This is a genomic window from Sphingobium sp. UBA5915, from assembly GCF_002431195.1.
Lineage (GTDB): Bacteria > Pseudomonadota > Alphaproteobacteria > Sphingomonadales > Sphingomonadaceae > Sphingobium > Sphingobium soli.
In genome coordinates this window covers 52,590-70,179 of record NZ_DJDV01000058.1, presented here as the reverse complement: position 1 = coordinate 70,179, position 17,590 = coordinate 52,590, and the positions used below count along the sequence as shown (strand labels likewise).

At 65.3% G+C, this 17,590-nt stretch carries 21 protein-coding genes and 2 riboswitches; of the genes, 9 read left to right on the top strand and 12 right to left on the bottom strand.

Annotated elements, in window-relative coordinates; translation table 11 throughout:
• Positions 1-21 precede the first annotated feature (21 nt).
• From B2V90_RS10540 to B2V90_RS10505, 8 genes are all read left to right on the top strand, one after another.
• Positions 22-507: a GspH/FimT family pseudopilin gene (locus tag B2V90_RS10540; protein WP_228222470.1), complete on the top strand. Its 486-nt coding sequence runs from the start codon at positions 22-24 to the stop codon at positions 505-507.
• The gene (gene gspI / locus B2V90_RS10535) at positions 500-874 is read left to right on the top strand and encodes a type II secretion system minor pseudopilin GspI (protein WP_228222471.1); all 375 of its coding nucleotides are present in this window, start codon (positions 500-502) and stop codon (positions 872-874) included. The genes B2V90_RS10540 and gspI overlap by 8 nt, the downstream gene beginning before the upstream one ends.
• Before the next feature lie 77 nt (positions 875-951).
• Positions 952-1,587, top strand: coding sequence for a type II secretion system minor pseudopilin GspJ (gspJ, locus tag B2V90_RS10530; RefSeq protein WP_228222472.1), 636 nt, complete (start codon positions 952-954; stop codon positions 1,585-1,587).
• Positions 1,580-2,569 (top strand): type II secretion system minor pseudopilin GspK, encoded by a 990-nt coding sequence (gspK, locus tag B2V90_RS10525; protein ID WP_228222473.1) that lies wholly within the window; start codon positions 1,580-1,582, stop codon positions 2,567-2,569. Before gspJ ends, gspK begins: the two co-directional genes overlap by 8 nt.
• Positions 2,566-3,684 (top strand): type II secretion system protein GspL, encoded by a 1,119-nt coding sequence (gspL, locus tag B2V90_RS10520; RefSeq protein WP_228222474.1) that lies wholly within the window; start codon positions 2,566-2,568, stop codon positions 3,682-3,684. Before gspK ends, gspL begins: the two co-directional genes overlap by 4 nt.
• The gene (gspM, locus tag B2V90_RS10515; RefSeq protein ID WP_037542232.1) at positions 3,681-4,169 is read left to right on the top strand and encodes a type II secretion system protein GspM; all 489 of its coding nucleotides are present in this window, start codon (positions 3,681-3,683) and stop codon (positions 4,167-4,169) included. The genes gspL and gspM overlap by 4 nt, the downstream gene beginning before the upstream one ends.
• Entirely contained in the window at positions 4,166-4,888 is a 723-nt protein-coding gene (gene gspN, locus B2V90_RS10510; RefSeq protein WP_228222475.1) for a type II secretion system protein N, read from the top strand. The genes gspM and gspN overlap by 4 nt, the downstream gene beginning before the upstream one ends.
• On the top strand, positions 4,885-5,628 hold the full coding sequence (locus B2V90_RS10505) for a prepilin peptidase (RefSeq protein ID WP_228222476.1): 744 nt from the start codon (positions 4,885-4,887) through the stop codon (positions 5,626-5,628). The genes gspN and B2V90_RS10505 overlap by 4 nt, the downstream gene beginning before the upstream one ends.
• A 33-nt stretch (positions 5,629-5,661) precedes the next feature.
• Here the strand turns inward: B2V90_RS10505 and cobU are convergent, their stop codons facing one another.
• From cobU to B2V90_RS10455, 10 genes are all read right to left on the bottom strand, one after another.
• Entirely contained in the window at positions 5,662-6,174 is a 513-nt protein-coding gene (cobU, locus tag B2V90_RS10500; RefSeq protein WP_228222477.1) for a bifunctional adenosylcobinamide kinase/adenosylcobinamide-phosphate guanylyltransferase, read from the bottom strand.
• 23 nt (positions 6,175-6,197) lie between these two features.
• On the bottom strand, positions 6,198-7,175 hold the full coding sequence (gene cbiB / locus B2V90_RS10495; RefSeq protein WP_228222516.1) for an adenosylcobinamide-phosphate synthase CbiB: 978 nt from the start codon (positions 7,173-7,175) through the stop codon (positions 6,198-6,200).
• Entirely contained in the window at positions 7,129-8,106 is a 978-nt protein-coding gene (locus B2V90_RS10490) for an aminotransferase class I/II-fold pyridoxal phosphate-dependent enzyme (protein WP_228222478.1), read from the bottom strand. The genes cbiB and B2V90_RS10490 overlap by 47 nt, the downstream gene beginning before the upstream one ends.
• Positions 8,103-8,825 (bottom strand): adenosylcobinamide-GDP ribazoletransferase, encoded by a 723-nt coding sequence (locus tag B2V90_RS10485; RefSeq protein ID WP_228222479.1) that lies wholly within the window; start codon positions 8,823-8,825, stop codon positions 8,103-8,105. Before B2V90_RS10485 ends, B2V90_RS10490 begins: the two co-directional genes overlap by 4 nt.
• Complete coding sequence (locus B2V90_RS10480; protein ID WP_228222480.1) at positions 8,822-9,391, bottom strand: histidine phosphatase family protein; 570 nt, start codon at positions 9,389-9,391, stop codon at positions 8,822-8,824. The genes B2V90_RS10485 and B2V90_RS10480 overlap by 4 nt, the downstream gene beginning before the upstream one ends.
• A complete protein-coding gene (gene cobT, locus B2V90_RS10475; RefSeq protein WP_228222481.1) occupies positions 9,388-10,404 on the bottom strand; it encodes a nicotinate-nucleotide--dimethylbenzimidazole phosphoribosyltransferase in 1,017 nt (338 codons plus the stop codon). The genes B2V90_RS10480 and cobT overlap by 4 nt, the downstream gene beginning before the upstream one ends.
• Positions 10,401-10,802 (bottom strand): DUF1636 domain-containing protein, encoded by a 402-nt coding sequence (locus B2V90_RS10470; RefSeq protein ID WP_228222482.1) that lies wholly within the window; start codon positions 10,800-10,802, stop codon positions 10,401-10,403. Before B2V90_RS10470 ends, cobT begins: the two co-directional genes overlap by 4 nt.
• A gap of 1 nt (position 10,803) precedes the next feature.
• Positions 10,804-12,747, bottom strand: coding sequence for a TonB-dependent receptor plug domain-containing protein (locus B2V90_RS10465; RefSeq protein ID WP_228222483.1), 1,944 nt, complete (start codon positions 12,745-12,747; stop codon positions 10,804-10,806).
• Positions 12,748-12,891: 144 nt separating this feature from the next.
• Positions 12,892-13,077, bottom strand: a riboswitch (cobalamin riboswitch).
• Positions 13,078-13,123: 46 nt separating this feature from the next.
• Positions 13,124-13,900 carry an ABC transporter ATP-binding protein gene (locus tag B2V90_RS10460; protein WP_228222484.1) on the bottom strand — a complete coding sequence of 259 codons (777 nt, stop codon included), beginning with the start codon at positions 13,898-13,900 and terminating at the stop codon, positions 13,124-13,126.
• Positions 13,894-14,898: a FecCD family ABC transporter permease gene (locus B2V90_RS10455; protein WP_228222517.1), complete on the bottom strand. Its 1,005-nt coding sequence runs from the start codon at positions 14,896-14,898 to the stop codon at positions 13,894-13,896. The genes B2V90_RS10460 and B2V90_RS10455 overlap by 7 nt, the downstream gene beginning before the upstream one ends.
• Positions 14,899-14,939: 41 nt before the next feature.
• Here B2V90_RS10455 and B2V90_RS10450 point away from each other — a divergent pair, with 41 nt between their 5' ends.
• Positions 14,940-15,806 carry an ABC transporter substrate-binding protein gene (locus B2V90_RS10450; protein WP_228222485.1) on the top strand — a complete coding sequence of 289 codons (867 nt, stop codon included), beginning with the start codon at positions 14,940-14,942 and terminating at the stop codon, positions 15,804-15,806.
• Here the strand turns inward: B2V90_RS10450 and cobO are convergent.
• Positions 15,803-16,411 carry a cob(I)yrinic acid a,c-diamide adenosyltransferase gene (gene cobO, locus B2V90_RS10445; protein WP_009821670.1) on the bottom strand — a complete coding sequence of 203 codons (609 nt, stop codon included), beginning with the start codon at positions 16,409-16,411 and terminating at the stop codon, positions 15,803-15,805. The genes B2V90_RS10450 and cobO overlap by 4 nt on opposite strands.
• A 232-nt stretch (positions 16,412-16,643) precedes the next feature.
• A riboswitch (cobalamin riboswitch) is annotated at positions 16,644-16,867 on the bottom strand.
• 84 nt (positions 16,868-16,951) lie between these two features.
• Entirely contained in the window at positions 16,952-17,584 is a 633-nt protein-coding gene (locus tag B2V90_RS10440; protein ID WP_228222486.1) for a DUF4198 domain-containing protein, read from the bottom strand.
• Positions 17,585-17,590: the final 6 nt, after the last annotated feature.

Genomic DNA, 17,590 nt, shown 5'->3' with positions numbered 1-17,590 from the left:
ACGTCCAAGGCGGGATGCGCGGTGAACGCGCGTTCCGCACGACAGGGCTTCAGGTCCTTTGCGCGTTCCGCCCAACAGGGCTTTACGTTGTTGGAGCTGATGGTCGTGCTGACGATCATCGGCTTCATTTCGGCGGCCGTTGTGCTGGCCATCCCCGATCCGCGCGGCCGCGTGATCGAGGATGCCGACCGCTTTGCCGCGCGCGTTGCCGCCGCGCGCGACGAAGCGGTCGTGACCGCGCGCCCCCTGGGCCTGTGGGTATCCGCGTCCGGCTACGGCTTTCAGCGCCGCGATGGCGGCCAATGGACGCCGCTGGAAGAAAAGCCGTTCGTCACCACCAACTGGAAGCCCGGCACGCGCGCGCAAGTCGGGCGGGATGGGCGCTTGCAGATCGGCTTCGACGGGACGGGCCTGCCCACCGATGCCCTCACCGTGACCCTTGCGCGCGAAGGTGAACGCGTGTCCGTCAGCATCGACATGGCAGGCAAGGTGATGGTCGATGGCTGATCGCGCGCGTCAGGGGGAAGGGGGCTTTACCCTGCTGGAAATGCTGGTGGCGCTCGCTGTGTTCAGCCTGGCCGCGCTGGCGCTTGTCCGGTTGCAGGGCGTGACGCTGCGCACGGCGGCCGACCTGGATAGCAAGGCGATGGGCCAGATCGTTGCACGCAACCTTATGGTGGACGTGCAGACTGATCCTGTTCCCCCCTCGATTGGCGAAGAAGACGGTGAGGTTTCCAATGGGGGACGTCGCTGGCGCTGGAGCCGCGTGGTCAAGCCTACCGACGACCGCCGTCTGCTCCAGGTTGACCTGACGGTTGATGGCCAGCCCGGCGCATCGCCGGTCGCGCTCAGCTTCGTGCGGGTGGTGGAATGACGCAGGGCAGGCAAATCGTCGTGCAACGGGGCTTCGAGCCCGAAATGCGTTCCGCCGAACACGGCTTCACGTCTGATATGCGTTCCGCCGAACACGGCTTCACGCTGATCGAGCTGCTGGTCGCGTTGATGATTTTCGCGATGCTGGCGAGTGCGGGCGTATTGTTGCTGGGCAACAGCGTGTCGGCGCAGGCGCAGGTCAAGGCGCGGCTCGATGATATGGCCGCGGTGCAGCGGGCCGGCGGCGCGCTCGCCGGGGACTTGGGACAGGCGGTGCCGCGCATCACCCGGACAGAGGCGGGCACGTTGGCACCGGCCTTCTGGGCACATGATGTTGGAGACGCGCAACCCGTGATGCAGTTCGTGCGCGGGGGGTGGGACAATCTGGGCGACATGCCGCGCCCCTCCTTGCAGAAGGTCGAATATTGGGTCCGGCAAGGGCGGCTGGAGCGGCGGACCTATGCGCAACTCGATGGCGCTGCGGGGGATGATCCTGCCGCGCTGCTCGATAATGTCGAGGCCGTGACGCTGCGTTTTCGCGATGCGCAGGGGCAGTGGCGGGAGGATTGGACACCAAGCCAGCCCGACTTGCTGCCCAAGGCGGTCGAGATGACGGTGACGCGCACCGGTGAGCCGCCGGTCATGATGCGCTTTCTGGTTGCACCGGGTCCGGTCGAAAAGCTGGAAGGCGCGGAAGGAGCGGCCGGTGCCTGATCCTGGCAATCCAAAAGAACGGGGCGCCGCGCTGCTGACCGTACTGCTCCTGGTTGCGGTGATGGCAGTGGTCGCGTCGACCGCCCTGGAACGCGTGGCGCTTGCCACGCGCATGACCGGCAATGGCGGCGCGGTGGATCAGGCGCGCGCCTTCGCTGACGCCGGCACGGAAATGGCGCGGTTGCGCATCAACGATCTGGTCGAATCCAATCCTGCGAAGATCACGCTGGCGGGCGGGTGGATGGGCACGCCGCAAACAATTCCCGTGCCTGGCGGTCTGGCGACCGCGCAAGTGACCGATGGCGGTAACTGCTTCAACCTCAACAGCGTGGTCAGCGGACGAAGCGAGGCCCTCCTCAAGGTGCGTCCGGTCGGCGTGTCCCAGTTCCAGGCGCTGCTGGAGGCATTAGGCGTGGACGCGCGTCAGGCAGCGACGGCTGCGTCAAGCCTGGCCGACTGGGTCGACAGCGACACCGTGCCACAACCGGGCGGTGCGGAGGATGAAACCTATGCCGGCATGGAGCGGCCCTATCGCGCCGCCAATCGCATGATGATCGACCCAAGCGAGTTGCGCGCGGTCGCCGGTATCACGCCTGCCATCTATGATCTGGTGAAGCCTTGGATTTGCGCGTTGCCTGTCACAGACCTGTCGCCGATCAACATCAATACGCTGCTGCCCGCGCAGGCGCCCCTTTTTGCGATGCTGCTGCCGGGCGAGCTGAGCGTCGCGCAGGCACGGCAATTGCTGGCGCAGCGGCCGGAGGATGGCTACGGCAGCGTGCCGGGTTTCTGGAAGCTGCCCTCGCTGGTCGGCCTGTCGCCCGCGGCAGAGGTCGCAGAGCAGGTGAAGTTGAAGACGGGATTTTTTGGAGTGACGGTTTCGGTGAATGTCGGGGGAACGCAGGTGGTGGAACGCGCGCTGATCGATGCGCGGGAAAGCCCGGCGCAATTGGTGCGGCGTAGCTGGGGCGCGGGGGCGTGAGCAGCCGCGACGCGCTGATCCTGTTCCTGCCCGAAGCGGCGGAACTGCCCGTGCGCTGGATGCGGGTGATCGATGGGGCGCTAGTCCAGTCGGGCGAAGGCGCCAACTGGCTCGCCGCCTGCGGCATAGCCGCTTTGCCCGAACAGGCCCGCGTGCTGCTGGTGCCGCCGGCCGCCCTGGTGACGCTGCACTGGATGGCCTACCCCGATCTTCCTCCGCGGCAGGGACGGGCGGCTGCGCGGTTGGCGGTGCTGGCGAGCGGGCTGCTGCCTGCCGACCAGCTATTCGCCGCTGTCGATGAAAATGACGATCCGTCCGCGCCGCATCTGATCGCTTTGGCCAGCCGCAGCGATATGCAGCATTGGATGCTTTGGGCCCAGAATCATGGCCTTGATCCTGATATCATCGTGCCCGCCCCCTTATTGATCGAAGCGCCAGAACAGGGGTTGGGCCGCGCCATGATCGGCGGTGCGGCGGTGCTGCGCGGTGAGAATATGGCGCTGCCCGAGGACATGGCGCTGCCCGAGCTGATCGCCGATGCGCCGATGATCGACGTCACCACCGGCATGGTGGAGGGACGCGCGATCGCGGCGCTGGACCGACCACCACTTGACATGCGCCAGGGCGATTTCGCCAAGCGGGTGCGACCGGCATTGGATCGCCGTGCGCTTCAACGCATCGCGGTCTGGACAGGGATGATCCTGTTCTTGTTGCTGGCGACGGCGCTGATTTGGCTTGCACGTCAGCATAGCGAGGCGAACCGGCTGGATCGCGAAAGCCTGGCGCTGGCGCAGGAGGTTTTGCCGAACGCATCTGACGCTGCGCAGGCGCAGATCGAAATGGAGGGCCGGCTGGCTGCGCGGGGTGCTGGCGGACGCGCCTTTACCGCGCCTGTTGCCGCCTTGCTGTCGGCCATGCAGGACGCACCGGGCGTTGCGCTCACTACCCTGTCGCGGGATGCCGACGGCATGGTTCGCGCCACATTGGCATCCGCCAAGGCGGAAGACATCAATATCGTGCTGCTCGCGCTTCAGGCGGCGGGCTTTACGATTACGGCCACGTCGTCCCAGGATCCGGGCGGCCGGACGCTGGCGGAAATCACGGTGCGGGCATGATGGACAGGTTGGGACTTTATTGGGCGGAACGCTCGCCTCGCGAACGCTGGATGCTGGGCGTGATGTTCGCGCTGCTGGCGATCGTCATCCTCTGGTTTGGCATTGCCGTCCCGCTCGACCGGGCGCAGCGTGACGCCCGCGACCGGCTGGTGGAGGCGACCGAGCGCAATGCCGCCATTCGCGCCACCGTGGCGCAGCTCAAGGCGCTGCCGCGCGCGCCAGCCAATGTCGGATCGACCGTGCCGCTCGACCAGTTTGTCGGGCAAAGCGCCGGGGAGGCCGGCCTGACGCTGGAGCGCGCCCAGGCGCAGGGGAATGACCGGATGGATATTGCCATTGCCTCGGTGCGACCGATCGCACTGTTTTCGTGGCTTTCGACACTGGAAGGGCAGGGTGTGCGCGTCGTCACCATGAGCGCGCGCCCGTCCCCCACGGCGGGCAGCATTTCCGTGCAGGCCGTGTTGGAACGGGGAGAGGGGCAATGATGGGGCTGGTCCTGTCCCGCCGCATGCGTGTCTTCCTCGTCGTCATGCTGCTCCTTGCTCTCTTGCTCTTCCTGCCGATGCGCGTGGCGCTTGGGCTGGCCGGTCTGGAGCGGCTGGGCGTTTCCGCGCGCGCGATCAGCGGCACCGTCTGGAGCGGACGGATCGACCAGTTGATGCTTGGCAACATGCCGTTGGGCACGGTTCGCGCCGGACTATCACCGATCGGCCTGTTCATGGGCCGGGCGCGTTTTGACATAGCCCGGCAAAAGGGGCTGCCCGATGATATTGCCGGCGCGATCACGGTGGGTTTCGGACGGATCGGGGTCGACGATGTGACGGGCGCCGTTCCGTTGGGACGCACGTTCGCGCCGCTGCCGGTCAGCAGCCTGATGATGGAGGATGTCAGCGGGTATTTTGTCGGCGATCGCTGTGGCCATGCCGAAGGCCGCGTGCGCGCGCGCCTGGCGGGGCAGTTTCCCGGCCTCAACCTGTCGCAAGGCCTGTCAGGCGTTGCGGCATGCGACGGGGAAGCGCTGCTGCTGCCGCTGGTCAGCCAGTCGGGGCTGGAAAAAATCACCCTGCGTCTTTGGCGTTCGGGCCGATATGTCGCCGAAATGCGGGTCGATACCACGGACCCCACCTTGGCCTCGACTCTGGAACAGGCAGGCTTCACCGCTGAGGGCAACGCCAGGATGTTGAAGGTCGAAGGCAGGTTGTGATGTCCCCCTTGGCCGCGTTGCTGGGCGCGCTGGCGGGTGCCATCCTTGGCAGCTTCCTCGCTACGGTGATTATACGCTGGCCCCAGGGCAGGGGGGTGATGCGCGGCCGTTCCGCCTGCGACAGCTGTGGCCGGACGCTCGGCCCCCGCGACCTTTTTCCGTTGGTCAGCGCGCTGCTGAGTCGCGGCCGGTGTCGGTCCTGCAGCGCCCGGATCGATCCGTTGCATGGACGGGTGGAAGCTGGCTGCGCGGTCATCGGATGCTTCGCGCTGGGTTTTGCGCCGAACCTTGCTGGCATTGCCTGGGCATCCCTTGGCTGGCTGCTGCTGCCATTGGCGATCCTGGACTGGCGCCATTTCTGGCTGCCGAACGCGCTCACCCTTCCGCTCGCATTCCTTGGATTTGCGCTCGGCCCCTACGCGACCGATGTTGGCGTGATGGACAGGGGCATTGGTGCAGCGCTGGGCTATGGCGTGCTGCTGGCGATTGCCCTGTCCTATCGCGCGATAAGGGGCAGGGACGGGCTGGGGCTGGGGGATGCCAAGCTGCTGGGGGCGCTGGGCGCCTGGTTCGGATGGCAGGCATTGCCGCTGATCCTGTTCTGTGCCGCGGGATCGGGGCTTTTGGTCATGCTGCTGACGGGCCGGGCGAAAAGTGCCGCCGCGCGAGCGCCGCTCGGCACATTTCTGGCTATCGCCGCCGTGCCGGGCTGGATGCTGACAATCTACCTGATGCCGTGATCGGATACAGGCTGCGAAAGGCCGGCGGTGCACTCATTTCAAGCAGAGGGGAAGGCCCGCGACGATGAGGGTCACTTCGTCGCAGATGGTCGCCATCGCCTGGTTCAAACGACCGGCATGGTCGCGAAATCGCCTTGCAAGCGCATTGTCGGGAACGATGCCCCAGCCCACCTCATTAGCGACCAGGATGATCGTGCCGTCAAAGCGATCCATGGCTTGCGTCAGGCTCGACATTTCGGCCTCGATCGGCCTGTCAGCCAGCATGAGGTTGGACAGCCAGAGCGTCAGGCAATCGACGAGCACGACCTTGCCTTGGCCGGACAATGCGTCGATCGTTGGGGCAAGGGCGAGCGGCGCTTCGATGCAGTCCCAGCGCGCGTCCCGGTCGGCGCGATGACGGGCGATGCGTGCATGCATTTCATCATCGAACGCTTGGGCAGTGGCGATGAAAACCGGCGCGCCAGCCGCTGCTTCGGCGCGCTGCTGTGCGTAGCGGCTTTTGCCTGAACGCGCGCCGCCCAGGCACAGGAGACGGTGACGGGTCATAGCGAACGGTTCCTGGTTGCAGATCAGAGCGGCCAAATTGTCAGGGCGGTGACCACCCATAACAGGAAGCAGGCGCGGATATAGATGCGCAGCGCATGATCGATGTCGATGGCGCCCGCCGATCGCCCCTCCGCGTTGATCCATGGCTTGTCCTGCTGGACGCCATCATAGGCGACGGGGCCCGCCAGCCGAACGTCCAATATGCCGGCCATCGCCGCTTCGGGCCAGCCGGCATTGGGTGAAGCATGCTTGCCCGCGTCGCGCCATGCCATGCGCCAGCCGCGTCCGCCCGCCATGCACAGCAGCAGCGCGGAAAGGCGCGCAGGGATAAGGTTCGCCACATCGTCCAGCCGCGCCGCTGACCAGCCGAACGCGCGCCAGCGCTCTTCCTTATGGCCGATCAGGCTATCCGCAGTATTGATAGCCTTATAGGTCCAAACGCCCGGAAGGCCCAGCAGCAGCAGCCAGAAAAGTGGCGCGACGACCCCGTCGCAAAGGCTTTCCGCCAGGCTTTCGATGGCGGCGCGGGAAATGCCGGCCTCATCCAACGCGCCGGTGTCTCGACCGACGATCGCGCTCACGGCCTGCCGCGCGACGGGCAGGTCCCTGGAATGGAGGGCGGCGGCGACCGGGCGAACATGCTGGAACAGACTGCGTTGCGCGAGCGCAGGCCATGCCAGGATGCCAAGGCCGATCCACGCGAAGTCGGCCATCAGATGCTCGATCATCAGCGTCAATGCGACCGTGACGCCGATCACCACACCGAGCAGCAGGACCAGGGTCGCAAGCCCCAATGCGCGGCGCGCGCTAAAAGTGAAGGATGGCCGGTTCCACCGTCGTTCGCAACCGTCGATCGCGCGCGCAAACAGGCCGATCGGATGGCCGATGCTGCGATAGAGACGATCGGGCCAACCCACAGCCGCATCCACAATCAAGGCGATCATTGCGGCCGGTTCAACCATGACGCAATGCCCGGTCCAGCCGGTCGAACGATGCTGCATCACGCGGCAATCCTATGCGGAGCCAATGGCGGCGATCAGCAAAGGGGCGCGTCAATATCGCCTGCCGGGCAAGTTGGTCGAACAGCGCATGGGCGTCATCGACCTCGATCAGGCGAAACAGCGGGCAGGCCCCGATCGGGGAATATCCGTGGTCGGTCAACAGGGCGTCGAGTGCGGCAACGGCGTCGAACAGACCCAGCCGCGTCCGCGCAATCCATGCATGATCCTGGTAGGCTGCGGTCCCGATCGCCAGCGCGGCGGCTGACAGGGGCCAGGCCCCCAGCAGGCTGCGTAACGGGTCGATGATAATTTGTGGGCCAAGGACGAAGCCGAGGCGAACGCCGGCCAATCCGAAAAATTTGCCGAAGGACCGGAAGATGACCAGCCGCGCCGCGTCGCGCACGTCGCTTGCCATGCTGATGCGGGGATCGACGTCAGCAAAGGCTTCGTCGATCAGCAGCCAGCTGGTATCGGATCGTTTCCTGAGCAAGCCATCCATCTCGGCGGGCGCGATCGTCCGACCATCCGGGTTGTTGGGGTTGGCCAATATCAGCGTGATTGATGTCCCGCTCGCATCATGCGCTGCTGTGGGAATGCTGCCGGCGATCATTTCGGCATGGGTGCGATAGCCGGGTTCGACATGATGGGCCGGGCCGCCGAGCATCCGGCCTACCAGCCGCATCCCGATTTCGGTGCCGGGAACGGCGCAGACATGGACGGGCGCGACGCCGAAATAGGCCGCGGCGACTTGCTCCAGTTCCTTGAGGGCCGACATTTCGGGCAGACGTGCCCAATCGAAAGAATCTGGTGCCGCACCGGGCCATGGATCGGGATTGATGCCGGTGGACAGGTCCATCCACGGCGCATCACCGCCAAATGCCCGCTTGGCCGCTTCCAAAGCGCCGCCGTGCCAGACAAAGGGGCTGCTCATGTCAGGGCGCTGGCGATGGCCGCGGCCAGCAGCAGGGCTGTCTCGGTGAGTTCGATGCCAGCGCCATGGCCATCGCCTGAAATGCCCCCGATGCGCCGCCTGATCCACAGCCCCCAGACCAGCGTCGCAAATGGAAGGAGCGACAGCGAAAGCGACAGCATCACCGTGGTGGCGATCAGGACCAAAGCCCAGACGATCAGGTCGATCGTCCGCACGGCATGACGAAAGCGCGACCCCAGCCCTTCATGGAGCGGCGGCAACCAGCGCGCCCAGCAAAGCGGTGCGATACGGGCGGCAAAGGGAATGGGGGCCAGGGCGAACAGCGCGTCCGTCATGATAAGATGATGGAGCAGGACCAGCTTTGCGATCAGCTGCATCATGATCGCAACGATGGCGAAACTGCCGGCATGCGGATCGCGCAGCACTGCCAGAATGTCATCCTTGCCCTTGTGCGCCGCACCGGCCGCATCGGCAATATCGCCCAGCCCATCAAGATGCAGCGCGCCGGTGATCCACGTCCAGACGGCCAGCGCCGCCAATGCCCCGGTCCATTCGCCTATCATTGTCCCGGCCCAGGCCGCCGCCGTGACCAGCAGGCCAATCACGATCCCGACAGCAGGGAACCATCGGATCGAGGCGGCAAAGTCATCCGCCTGCGGGGCGACGGCGGGCAAGGGAAGGCGCGTGAGAAACTGAAAGGCGAGGATGAGGCGCCTCATCGCCCCAGACCGGTCAACTGGGCTGATGACTGTTCGCCGGGCCAGACCTGAAACGACAGCAACGCGCCATAAGGCAGATCGAACGACCAGAGTTGGCTCATATCGAACCCGCATAGCAGATGGAGGGCCGCGCGCATTGGCCCACCATGCGTCAGGATGAGGGTAGGCCGTGGCGTGAGGCCTGACAGCGCGACGGAAATGCGATCGACCAGATCGGACCAGCGCTCCCCCCCGGGGGGCGGACTTGTGTCCGGATCTGCCCAGAACCGGCCCAACGCCTCGGCATCGAGGTCGGCGGCGGCGCGTCCGTCCCAATCTCCAAAATCCAGTTCACGCCAGCGTGGGTCCAGCGCCGGGGTCAGATCCTGCTCCGCGCCAATGGCTTCAGCGGGAAGGCGGCATCGCTCCAGGTGCGAAGCGATCAACTGATCGACGTCCAGGCCCCGCGCCTGACGCAGGCACTGGTCGATCCCTTCCGGCGTCGGCGCCATATCTGTACGGCCAAGCATCAGGCCCGGCTGAACCGGCTCGCCGTGGCGAAGAAGGTGCAGGCGATAACAACTCATTGCCTATCCGAAACGAAGGCTTCGGCGAAGGTCGCCATCTCGGCATGGGCGGCAAGCGCGGACCGGACGATATGGGTCGCCACCACCGCGCCGCTACCTTCGCCCAGACGCATGCCAAGGGACAGCAGGGGATCGAGCCCCAGCCGGTCGAGAAGTCGGGCGTGCCCCGGTTCGGCCGAACAATGGCCCGCGATGCAATGATCGGTAATGGCTGGATTATCGACCGCCAAAGGGGCAAGCGCTGCGCAACAGATAAACCCATCGAGGATGACGGGCACGCCAAGGTGGCGCGCGCGCAGCATCGCGCCGGCCATGGCGGCGATTTCCCGGCCACCGACGTGGCGCAAAGTTTCAAAGGCGGAAGGCGGCGCTGTACGATGCAAAGCTAGCGCGCGATCGATGACCGCGATCTTGCGCTGGACGCCTGCGTCATCCACGCCGGTGCCTGGGCCGGTCCATGCCGCAGCGGCCTCACCAAAACTGCGCGCGCACAGGGCAGCTGCGGCCGTCGAATTGCCGATGCCCATTTCGCCGAGCACGATCATGTCGAGATTGGCCTCCACTTGAGCCGCGCCGATACTGAGCGCGGACAGGCATTCGTCGACGGACATGGCCGGCGCCAGCGAGAAATCCTGCGTCGGCCGGTCAAGATCGATGGGCACGACATGAAGGTCAAGACCAGCCGAGCGGGTCAGGGCGTTGATGGCCGCGCCGCCGCTTTCAAAATTGCTCACCATCTGGGCGGTGACGCTGGCGGGAAAGGCACTGACCCCCTGTGCGGTGACGCCATGATTGCCGGCAAAGACGACGGCGCGGGCGGTGTCGATACGGGGCCGTTCCTGTTTCTGCCAGCCCGCGAAGAAGACCGCGATCTCCTCCAGCCGGCCGAGCGATCCCGCCGGTTTCGTCAGTTCCGCTTGCCGGGCACGCGCCGCTGCCTGCGCTTTTGGATCGGGGGCGGGCAAATCGGCAAGGGCGTGTTCGAATGCCGTTATGGTGGGAAAGCCAGTCATGTCGCTACATATCCTGCCGGAGGAACGCGCACCAGGAAATGGCCCTTCACACCTTGCGGCCACAGGGCGTAGGGCACCTGTCCTTCGGCGCTGGCCGCATGGTTCAGCGCATAGTCGAGGATCGCGCGCGCCGCATCCTCATCGGGCTCGAACCGACCCAGAACATAGCCCATCTTGCCGGGCGCGCGCAGATGGACCGTGCAGCCATCACCGCAGGCAAACAGGCAGGGCATCGACTGGATGGCGATGTCCCGATAGGCCGGATCGCTCGCCTGCACCCGATCCAGCGCCGCGACGAGCCGCGCGCCATCGCGCGGCTCGCCCGACGCCCGGCTGCCGGGGCGGCGGCAACTGCTGCACGCCACCACGGCTGGACCGGGATCGACCGGGGTCAGCATGTCAGAAACGACCTCTGATCCCGGCATAGATGCTGCGGCCCAGAGTGCCGTAGCGATACGCCGTCATATACTGTTCGTCGAAGACATTCTCCGCCCGCGCGAACAGCCGGAGGCTGTCGCTCAGCCGATATTCCGCCCGCAGGTCGACCAGCGTATAATCGTCGAGCCGCGTAGCGTTGGAGGCGTTGTCATAGCTTTTGCCCGCCCAGCGCACCGCAGAACCCAGGGTCAGACCAAAGGCGAAGTCATAGGATAGGGACGCATTGGCCAGATGGCGCGGGCGACGGGGCAGCCAGTTGCCTTCATTGGCGGTGCCGGCGGAGCGATCCTCCGCCACGGTCCAACTATAATTGCCATCCAGCGTCAATCCGCCGAGGCGAAACGCCGCATCCGCTTCGACGCCATGCGCTTCTGCACGCGCCACGTTCAGATAATAGCCCCAGCGCGGCGTGTCCGTGCCGGGCACGACGCAAAGCGGATCGGTGGTGCCGACGTCGCAGCCATTATAGATGATCTGCCCGGTCGTGGTCCGCTCGAAATAGGTCGCGCCGATCGTCAGCATGTCCCCGAAGAACGCTTGCTGCGCGCCCGCTTCCCAACCATGAGCACGTTCAGGGTCGAGGTTCACATTCCCATATTCGCTGAACAGCTGGTAGAGGGACGGGGCCTTGAACCCTTCACCATAGCTGGCGCGCAGCGTTGTCCCGCTGGGCAGGGTCCAGATGCCGCCCGCCGAAAAAAGCGTGCGTCCGCCATAGCGATTATGATCGTCATGGCGCACGCCGCCATTGATGGTGAGGCCATCGAGCGGGCGGACGGTCAGTTGGCCATAGACGCTGGTTATTTCCGCCTTGCCCCTGACAAAGTCGGGGAGCGGATCGGCCAGGGAGCCGGACGGCGACCGGCTTTTGAAGCGCGACCGCTCATTTTCCACGCCGAAGGTGGCGGAGATGCGATCGGACAGGTCGAAGATGCCCTGATATTCGAACCGGCGGTTCTTACCGGCCGCCTCGAAGCTCAGGGGCTGTTCAAGTTCCGGGCTGTAGCTGTCGCGATCGGTGTCGGTATAATTATAGGCAATGCGGTTGCGCAGCCGCCCGTCAAGCAGAGCGAAATTGAGGCCGGCATAGCCGACAAACTCGCGATTATGGCTGTAATCGGGCGCGTCGCCGCTGAACCCGTCAATCTCCACCCGGCCTGTCGAATAATAGCCGCGCAGGTCTATGCTGGCGTTGGCGCCCAGCGCCAGTTCCGCCCGACCGGCGACATTGCGGTTGGTGTAACCATCCCGCTCGCCGCCGCCAAAGGCCGGCGCGATAGCCGAGATGCCTTCGGTGGTGAAGGACTGGCCACCGATCCGCCAGCTGAGCGGACCGGACACGCCGCCCAGTGCGGCGCGGGCGCTGACGGTATCGCGCGATCCCGCTTCGATGTCGAAGCTGCCCTCGATCGGGGCCTGAGGACTGGCGGTGACGATGTTGACCACGCCGCCGATCGCCTGGCTGCCCCAAAGCGTCGATTGCGGGCCGCGCAGGACCTCGATCCGCTGCGCATCGCCGATCAGCAGATTGGCGAAATTATAGCCGCCGCCGGTCGAGGACGGATCATTGAGCTTCACCCCATCGATGACAACGACGGTCTGTTCGGATTCCGCGCCGCGAATGCGCAGCGAGGTGGCGGTGCCATAGCCACCATTGCGCGACATGCTGATGCCGGGCGTGCGCAACAGCAATTCGGTAGCGCCGATATCCTGCGCCCGGTCAATCGCGGCCTTGTCGAGCACCGTGATCGAAGCGGGCACCTGATCAAGTGGCGTGGGCGTCCGGGTGGCGGTGACGACGATACCACTATCGTCAAACATTTCCTCAGGCGCCTGCGCCAGAGCCGGAAAGGCGATGGACAATGCGACGAAAGCAACGGAATTCTTGAGCAACAGGCTCTGCATGGTAACCCCCTTTGACACGAGCCGCGCGCATGCGGGCCATGCCGTCCCTTGCAAAAAGGACAAACGACATCGCCCGCGCAAAGCGCGACGCTTCCTGTCGTCATGCGGGTTTACCCCCGTCCGCCCGGCTCACCCTGTCCGCGCGAAAGACGACGGCGACGGGCAGGTCTCCTGGCTTGCGGGTCAACGCCGGTCGGTCGCCTTCTCGGAAGCTGCGCTTCCAATGGCATATGGCCGATGACTCACCGCATACAGTTGCAGGGGCAGCCGGATGTTATCCGTTCCCATTTTCATCCCCGTCGCCGGGGAACCTGTCGCAGCGCGGCCGTTACATCGGATGGTGGCAAGCCGTCAATCGTTTCGCGAGAGCAAAATTCTACAGGTGACGCCGGCCCATGGGGATGATGCTGGGCCAGGCGCCTTCCATGTCCACCCGCGCGTCTATGCCATAGACCATGGCCAGGTGATCCGGCGTCAGCACCTGCTGAGGACTGCCGTCAACGATCAGACGTCCCTCATCGATCAGGATCAGCCGATCACAATAGCGCGCCGCCATGGTGAGGTCGTGCAGCACCGCGATGACCAAAGCCCCCTGACGGGCCTGATCGCGCAGCAGGTCCATGACGTCGATCTGGTGCCCCGGATCAAGGCTGGCTAGCGGTTCATCCGCGATCAGGGCCGGGGCTTCGATGGCGAGCGCACGCGCCAGCATCACCCGGGCGCGCTCCCCCCCGGACAATTGCGTGGCGATGCGGTGCCGAAGGTCGGCAACATCGGCACGGCGCATCGCGGTCTCGATCGCGGCGGCGTCCGCATCGCCAAGGCGCGACATGGGACCGAGATGCGGCAGCCGGCCAAGGCCCACCAAGCGTTCGACCGTAAGGGGCCAATGCAATGTCTGTCCCTGCGGCAGATAGGCGATCTGCCTGGCGAGGTCCGGCCGCCGAAGCGTGCTCACCGTCCGGCCGTCCAGCGCGATTTCTCCGCGGGAGGGGACCAGCGCCATGATCGCGCGCGCCAGTGTCGATTTGCCGGCGCCGTTGGGGCCGACGACGCCGACCAGCATTCCAGCTGTCAGGGAGGCGTCGATATCCCGCAGCACCGTGCGACGGCCAAGCGTCACGCCGACGCCTCTCAGCGTGAGCATCACCATAGCCGCCGCTCCCGCAAAAGGTGGAGAAGAAAGATGGGGATGCCCAGGAACGCCGTGACGACGCCCAGCTTCAATTCGCTGGTCGTCGGGATCAGGCGCACCGCGATGTCGGACAGGGTCAGCAATGCCGCCCCTCCCAGTGCCGAGGGCAGCAGGATAGCCGAAGGGCTGCGATCGGTCAGCGGCCTTATGAGGTGCGGGACGATAAGGCCGATGAATCCGATCGTTCCCGATACCGCCACCGCGCCACCCACGCCGATGGCGGTGCCCAGCATCAGCCGCAAGCGCGTGCGGCGAAGGTCGACCCCCAGCGCAATGGCGCCGTCTTCGCCCAATGTAAGCGCATCGAGTGCGCGCCCATCCCATATCAGCAGGACAATGCCGATGGCGACGCAGGGCAGGGCGATCCAGAGATGATCGAAGGACCGGTTCTCCAGGCTGCCGAGCAACCAGGTCATGATCTCCATGGCGGCGAAGGGATTGGGGGACAGGTTGAGCGCCAGACTGATGCCCGCCTGCGCCAGGGTGGCGACGGCTATCCCTGCCAAAATGAGGGTCAGCGAACTTTCCGACCGCCCCGCCAGAAAGAAGAGCAGGACCAGCGAGAGACAGGCGGAGCCGATCGCCATTGCCGGCAGCATCAGCGCGTGAAGCTGTGCGAAACCGAAATACAGCGCGCCGACCGCCCCCAGGGCCGCCGCGCTCGACGTGCCCAGCACCGATGGTTCAGCCAATGGGTTGCGGAGAAAACCCTGGAGCGAAGCGCCCGAGAGGCCCAGCATCGCGCCGACCGCTAGGCCCAGCAGCGTGCGCGGGATGCGCAGGTCGAACAGGATCGTGCGGGTGACGCTATCGCCATGTCCGGCCAGTGCCGCGAGGATGCGGTGCAGCGGCAGCGGGACAGCGCCCAGCAACAGGGACCCGAATGCCGCAACGGCCATCAACAGGGTCAGCCCGCCCAGCAGGAGCATGCGGCCCCGTAGATTATGGATCATCATTACCATTGGCCGGCCGTGATGTGACGACTATGGCACTTGGCATGATGCACAAGGCTCTTATTCCGGTTTCCGTCCTCTGCCTGCTCGCGACCGCCGCTGGTTCCGCCATTTGGGCGTCGAACGCCGTCGCCGGCCGATCGACCGGCCATGCGCCCAAGCGGATCGTGTCGGTGAATCTGTGCGCCGATCAGCTTGTGCTGGCGCTGGCGGACCGGAACCAGATTGCCGGCCTGACCCGCAACGCCGACGACCGGGAAATGTCGGCCGAGGCGACACGGGCGCAAGGCCTGCCGCTGCTCAGCAGTTCGGCCGAGCATATATTGGCGATCGATCCCGATCTGGTCGTGGGCATGCCCGCCAGCCGCAGCATGGCGCTGGCGGCGCTCAAGGGGCATGATTATCGGACGCTGAACCTTAAAAGTGCGGACCGGCTGGCTGATATTTACGACGCAATCGGGGAAACCGCCGCGGCCCTCGGCCATCCGGAACGCGGAAGGCGTATGATCGCGGCCATGCAACGCGATCTGGCCAGCTTGAAGAAAACGGGGCGCGGGCGGATTGCCGCCTATTATCAGCGACGAGGTTACATGACGGGCACCGGCACGCTGGTGGACGACCTGATGGAACGGATGGGCCTCACCAATCTGGCGGCGAAACTGGGCAAGCCAGCGCTTGCGCAGGTCAGCCTGGAAGAGATGGTGGCGGCACGCCCCGATTTCCTGATTGTCGAAAGCGCGACGGATAAGGTGACGGATCAGGGCAGCGAAATGCTGCATCACCCGGCGCTGCGGGACATTCCCCGCATCAGCATTCCACAGGCCTGGACAGTGTGCGGTAGCGCCGCCTATGTCCGTGCCGCGCATAGCATGTCGGCGCAAATCGCCCGGTTCGACGCGCAGCATCATTAAAATTCAATGCCTCGCTGCGCTTTTACATTCTGTTCGCGGAAAGGGTGTTTGACCTGCGTCATGTCGGTGACGAGGTCCGCCGCGTCGATCAGGGTCTGAGGCGCGTTGCGGCCGGTGATGATGACATGCGTCATCTCAGGCTTGTCCTCCAGTGCGGCCAGAACCTCGTCAAGGGGGAGATAGTCGTATCGCAGCACGATGTTGAGTTCGTCGGCGACAACCATCTGATAGGATGGATCGGCGATCATCCGCTTCACTTCATCCCAAGCAGCGCGCGCAACCGCGATGTCACGGCTGCGGTCCTGCGTGTCCCAGGTAAAGCCTTCACCCATCGGCCTGAATTCGACGAGATCGGGAAAGCGATCGAATACCGCCTTTTCGCCGGTCTGCATCGCCCCCTTCACGAACTGGATGACACCGACCTTCATGCCATGGCCGATGGCGCGGACCACCATGCCGAGCGCAGCGGAGGTCTTGCCCTTGCCAGTGCCGGTATGGACAATGACCAGGCCCTTTTCGACGGTCTTGGACGCAATCTTCTTGTCCTGAGCGACCTTGAGCTTGCGCATCTTCTCCTGATGCTCTGCGTCGGTGCGCGCTTTCACTGAACTGAGCCTGTCATGGCTGAGCAAATGCTGATGATCGACCTCATATCCCCATGTCCTCGACGCATGTGCAACGAAGGCAAGGGATCTGTCGATACGCGGTGCGATCGACCGTCGGGCGGGCCGGGCGTCCGCGTCAGGACGCCGGGCGACCAGCCTGCCGTGGCGACCCCTGCCGCCTGGTCGTCGCTCGCCGGACATGCCGCGCCCCGGTCATTCCCTGGACCAAGGGCAAGAGCGACCCACGCCGGCAGGTCTCCTGGCTCGCAGGTCATCGCCCGTCGCACGCCTTCCCGGACGCATATGTCCAGTGGCCGTTCCGGCAATGGCCGGAACCCGTGCGACGCGCTCACTGCTTACAGTTGCAGGGACAGCCATGGCGTTGGCCGCTCCAAGGCGCGGCCGCACCATATTCCCTATTAAGCCCATGACGGGCACCAGCGCGATCTTTGACGGACATCTTGCGAGTCCGCGCCCGCGCCATAGCGCGGACGGCGCGACCTTGGCAATCGGGCGCAAGGCCGCACCTCTGTTTCGCTATCAGTCGTGGACGAAGCTGGTGGTCGTCATATGGTAGATCGTGGACACCGGCGCGCCGCGCAGCTTCAAGTCGCCCGTCTCTTCCTGGGTAGCGCTCAGGATATAGCGACCCTTGAGGGAAATGGGCAGGGATACCCGGCCTTGACCGTCCGTGGTGAAGCTCTTCGACCATTTGTCGGGCGAAATTGCCAGCAGCTTGGCGGCGGGAACCGGTTTACCCTCACGCATCAGCGTAAAGCTATTCGCGCCCGCAGCCGTCGGGACGATTTCCAGCGGCAGCACCGCCTTTGTGTCCGATCGGCCGGCACGCGCATAATAGATCACGCCTTGCTTCTTGCCCTCCTCGCCCCAGGGTTCGAACACGCTGTCGTCGGTAACGCGGACATCGCCCGCTGGCGCGGCGACCTCGACATAGCCGGCCTTGCGGACCTGAGCCGCATTGGCTGCGCCGATCAGCTTGGGCGCCTTGAGCTTCTCGAACTCCGGATCGCCGCCTTCGGGCAGGGCCTCGGCTGGTTCGCCGAGATAGATGCGGGCAGGGCCATTGCCATCCCGCTCTACCCAGATTTCATGCGCCTGCGCGCTCACCGGCAGGGTCATCAGCGCCAACAGCGCGAGCGGGCATGCTTTCATCGTCTC

Excerpts from the sequence above, each read along its gene's own strand:
- B2V90_RS10460 (WP_228222484.1), bottom strand. The coding sequence starts at position 13,900 with ATGGTGATGCTCACGCTGAGAGGCGTCGGCGTGACGCTTGGCCGTCGC.
- cobU (WP_228222477.1), bottom strand. The coding sequence starts at position 6,174 with ATGACCCGTCACCGTCTCCTGTGCCTGGGCGGCGCGCGTTCAGGCAAA.
- B2V90_RS10450 (WP_228222485.1), top strand. The coding sequence starts at position 14,940 with ATGATGCACAAGGCTCTTATTCCGGTTTCCGTCCTCTGCCTGCTCGCG.
- B2V90_RS10490 (WP_228222478.1), bottom strand. The coding sequence starts at position 8,106 with ATGAGCAGCCCCTTTGTCTGGCACGGCGGCGCTTTGGAAGCGGCCAAG.
- B2V90_RS10455 (WP_228222517.1), bottom strand. The coding sequence starts at position 14,898 with ATGATGATCCATAATCTACGGGGCCGCATGCTCCTGCTGGGCGGGCTG.
- B2V90_RS10485 (WP_228222479.1), bottom strand. The coding sequence starts at position 8,825 with ATGAGGCGCCTCATCCTCGCCTTTCAGTTTCTCACGCGCCTTCCCTTG.
- gspJ (WP_228222472.1), top strand. The coding sequence starts at position 952 with ATGCGTTCCGCCGAACACGGCTTCACGCTGATCGAGCTGCTGGTCGCG.
- gspM (WP_037542232.1), top strand. The coding sequence starts at position 3,681 with ATGATGGACAGGTTGGGACTTTATTGGGCGGAACGCTCGCCTCGCGAA.
- B2V90_RS10440 (WP_228222486.1), bottom strand. The coding sequence starts at position 17,584 with ATGAAAGCATGCCCGCTCGCGCTGTTGGCGCTGATGACCCTGCCGGTG.
- cobT (WP_228222481.1), bottom strand. The coding sequence starts at position 10,404 with ATGACTGGCTTTCCCACCATAACGGCATTCGAACACGCCCTTGCCGAT.
- cbiB (WP_228222516.1), bottom strand. The coding sequence starts at position 7,175 with ATGCAGCATCGTTCGACCGGCTGGACCGGGCATTGCGTCATGGTTGAA.
- B2V90_RS10480 (WP_228222480.1), bottom strand. The coding sequence starts at position 9,391 with ATGAGTTGTTATCGCCTGCACCTTCTTCGCCACGGCGAGCCGGTTCAG.
- gspN (WP_228222475.1), top strand. The coding sequence starts at position 4,166 with ATGATGGGGCTGGTCCTGTCCCGCCGCATGCGTGTCTTCCTCGTCGTC.
- B2V90_RS10465 (WP_228222483.1), bottom strand. The coding sequence starts at position 12,747 with ATGCAGAGCCTGTTGCTCAAGAATTCCGTTGCTTTCGTCGCATTGTCC.
- gspI (WP_228222471.1), top strand. The coding sequence starts at position 500 with ATGGCTGATCGCGCGCGTCAGGGGGAAGGGGGCTTTACCCTGCTGGAA.
- B2V90_RS10470 (WP_228222482.1), bottom strand. The coding sequence starts at position 10,802 with ATGCTGACCCCGGTCGATCCCGGTCCAGCCGTGGTGGCGTGCAGCAGT.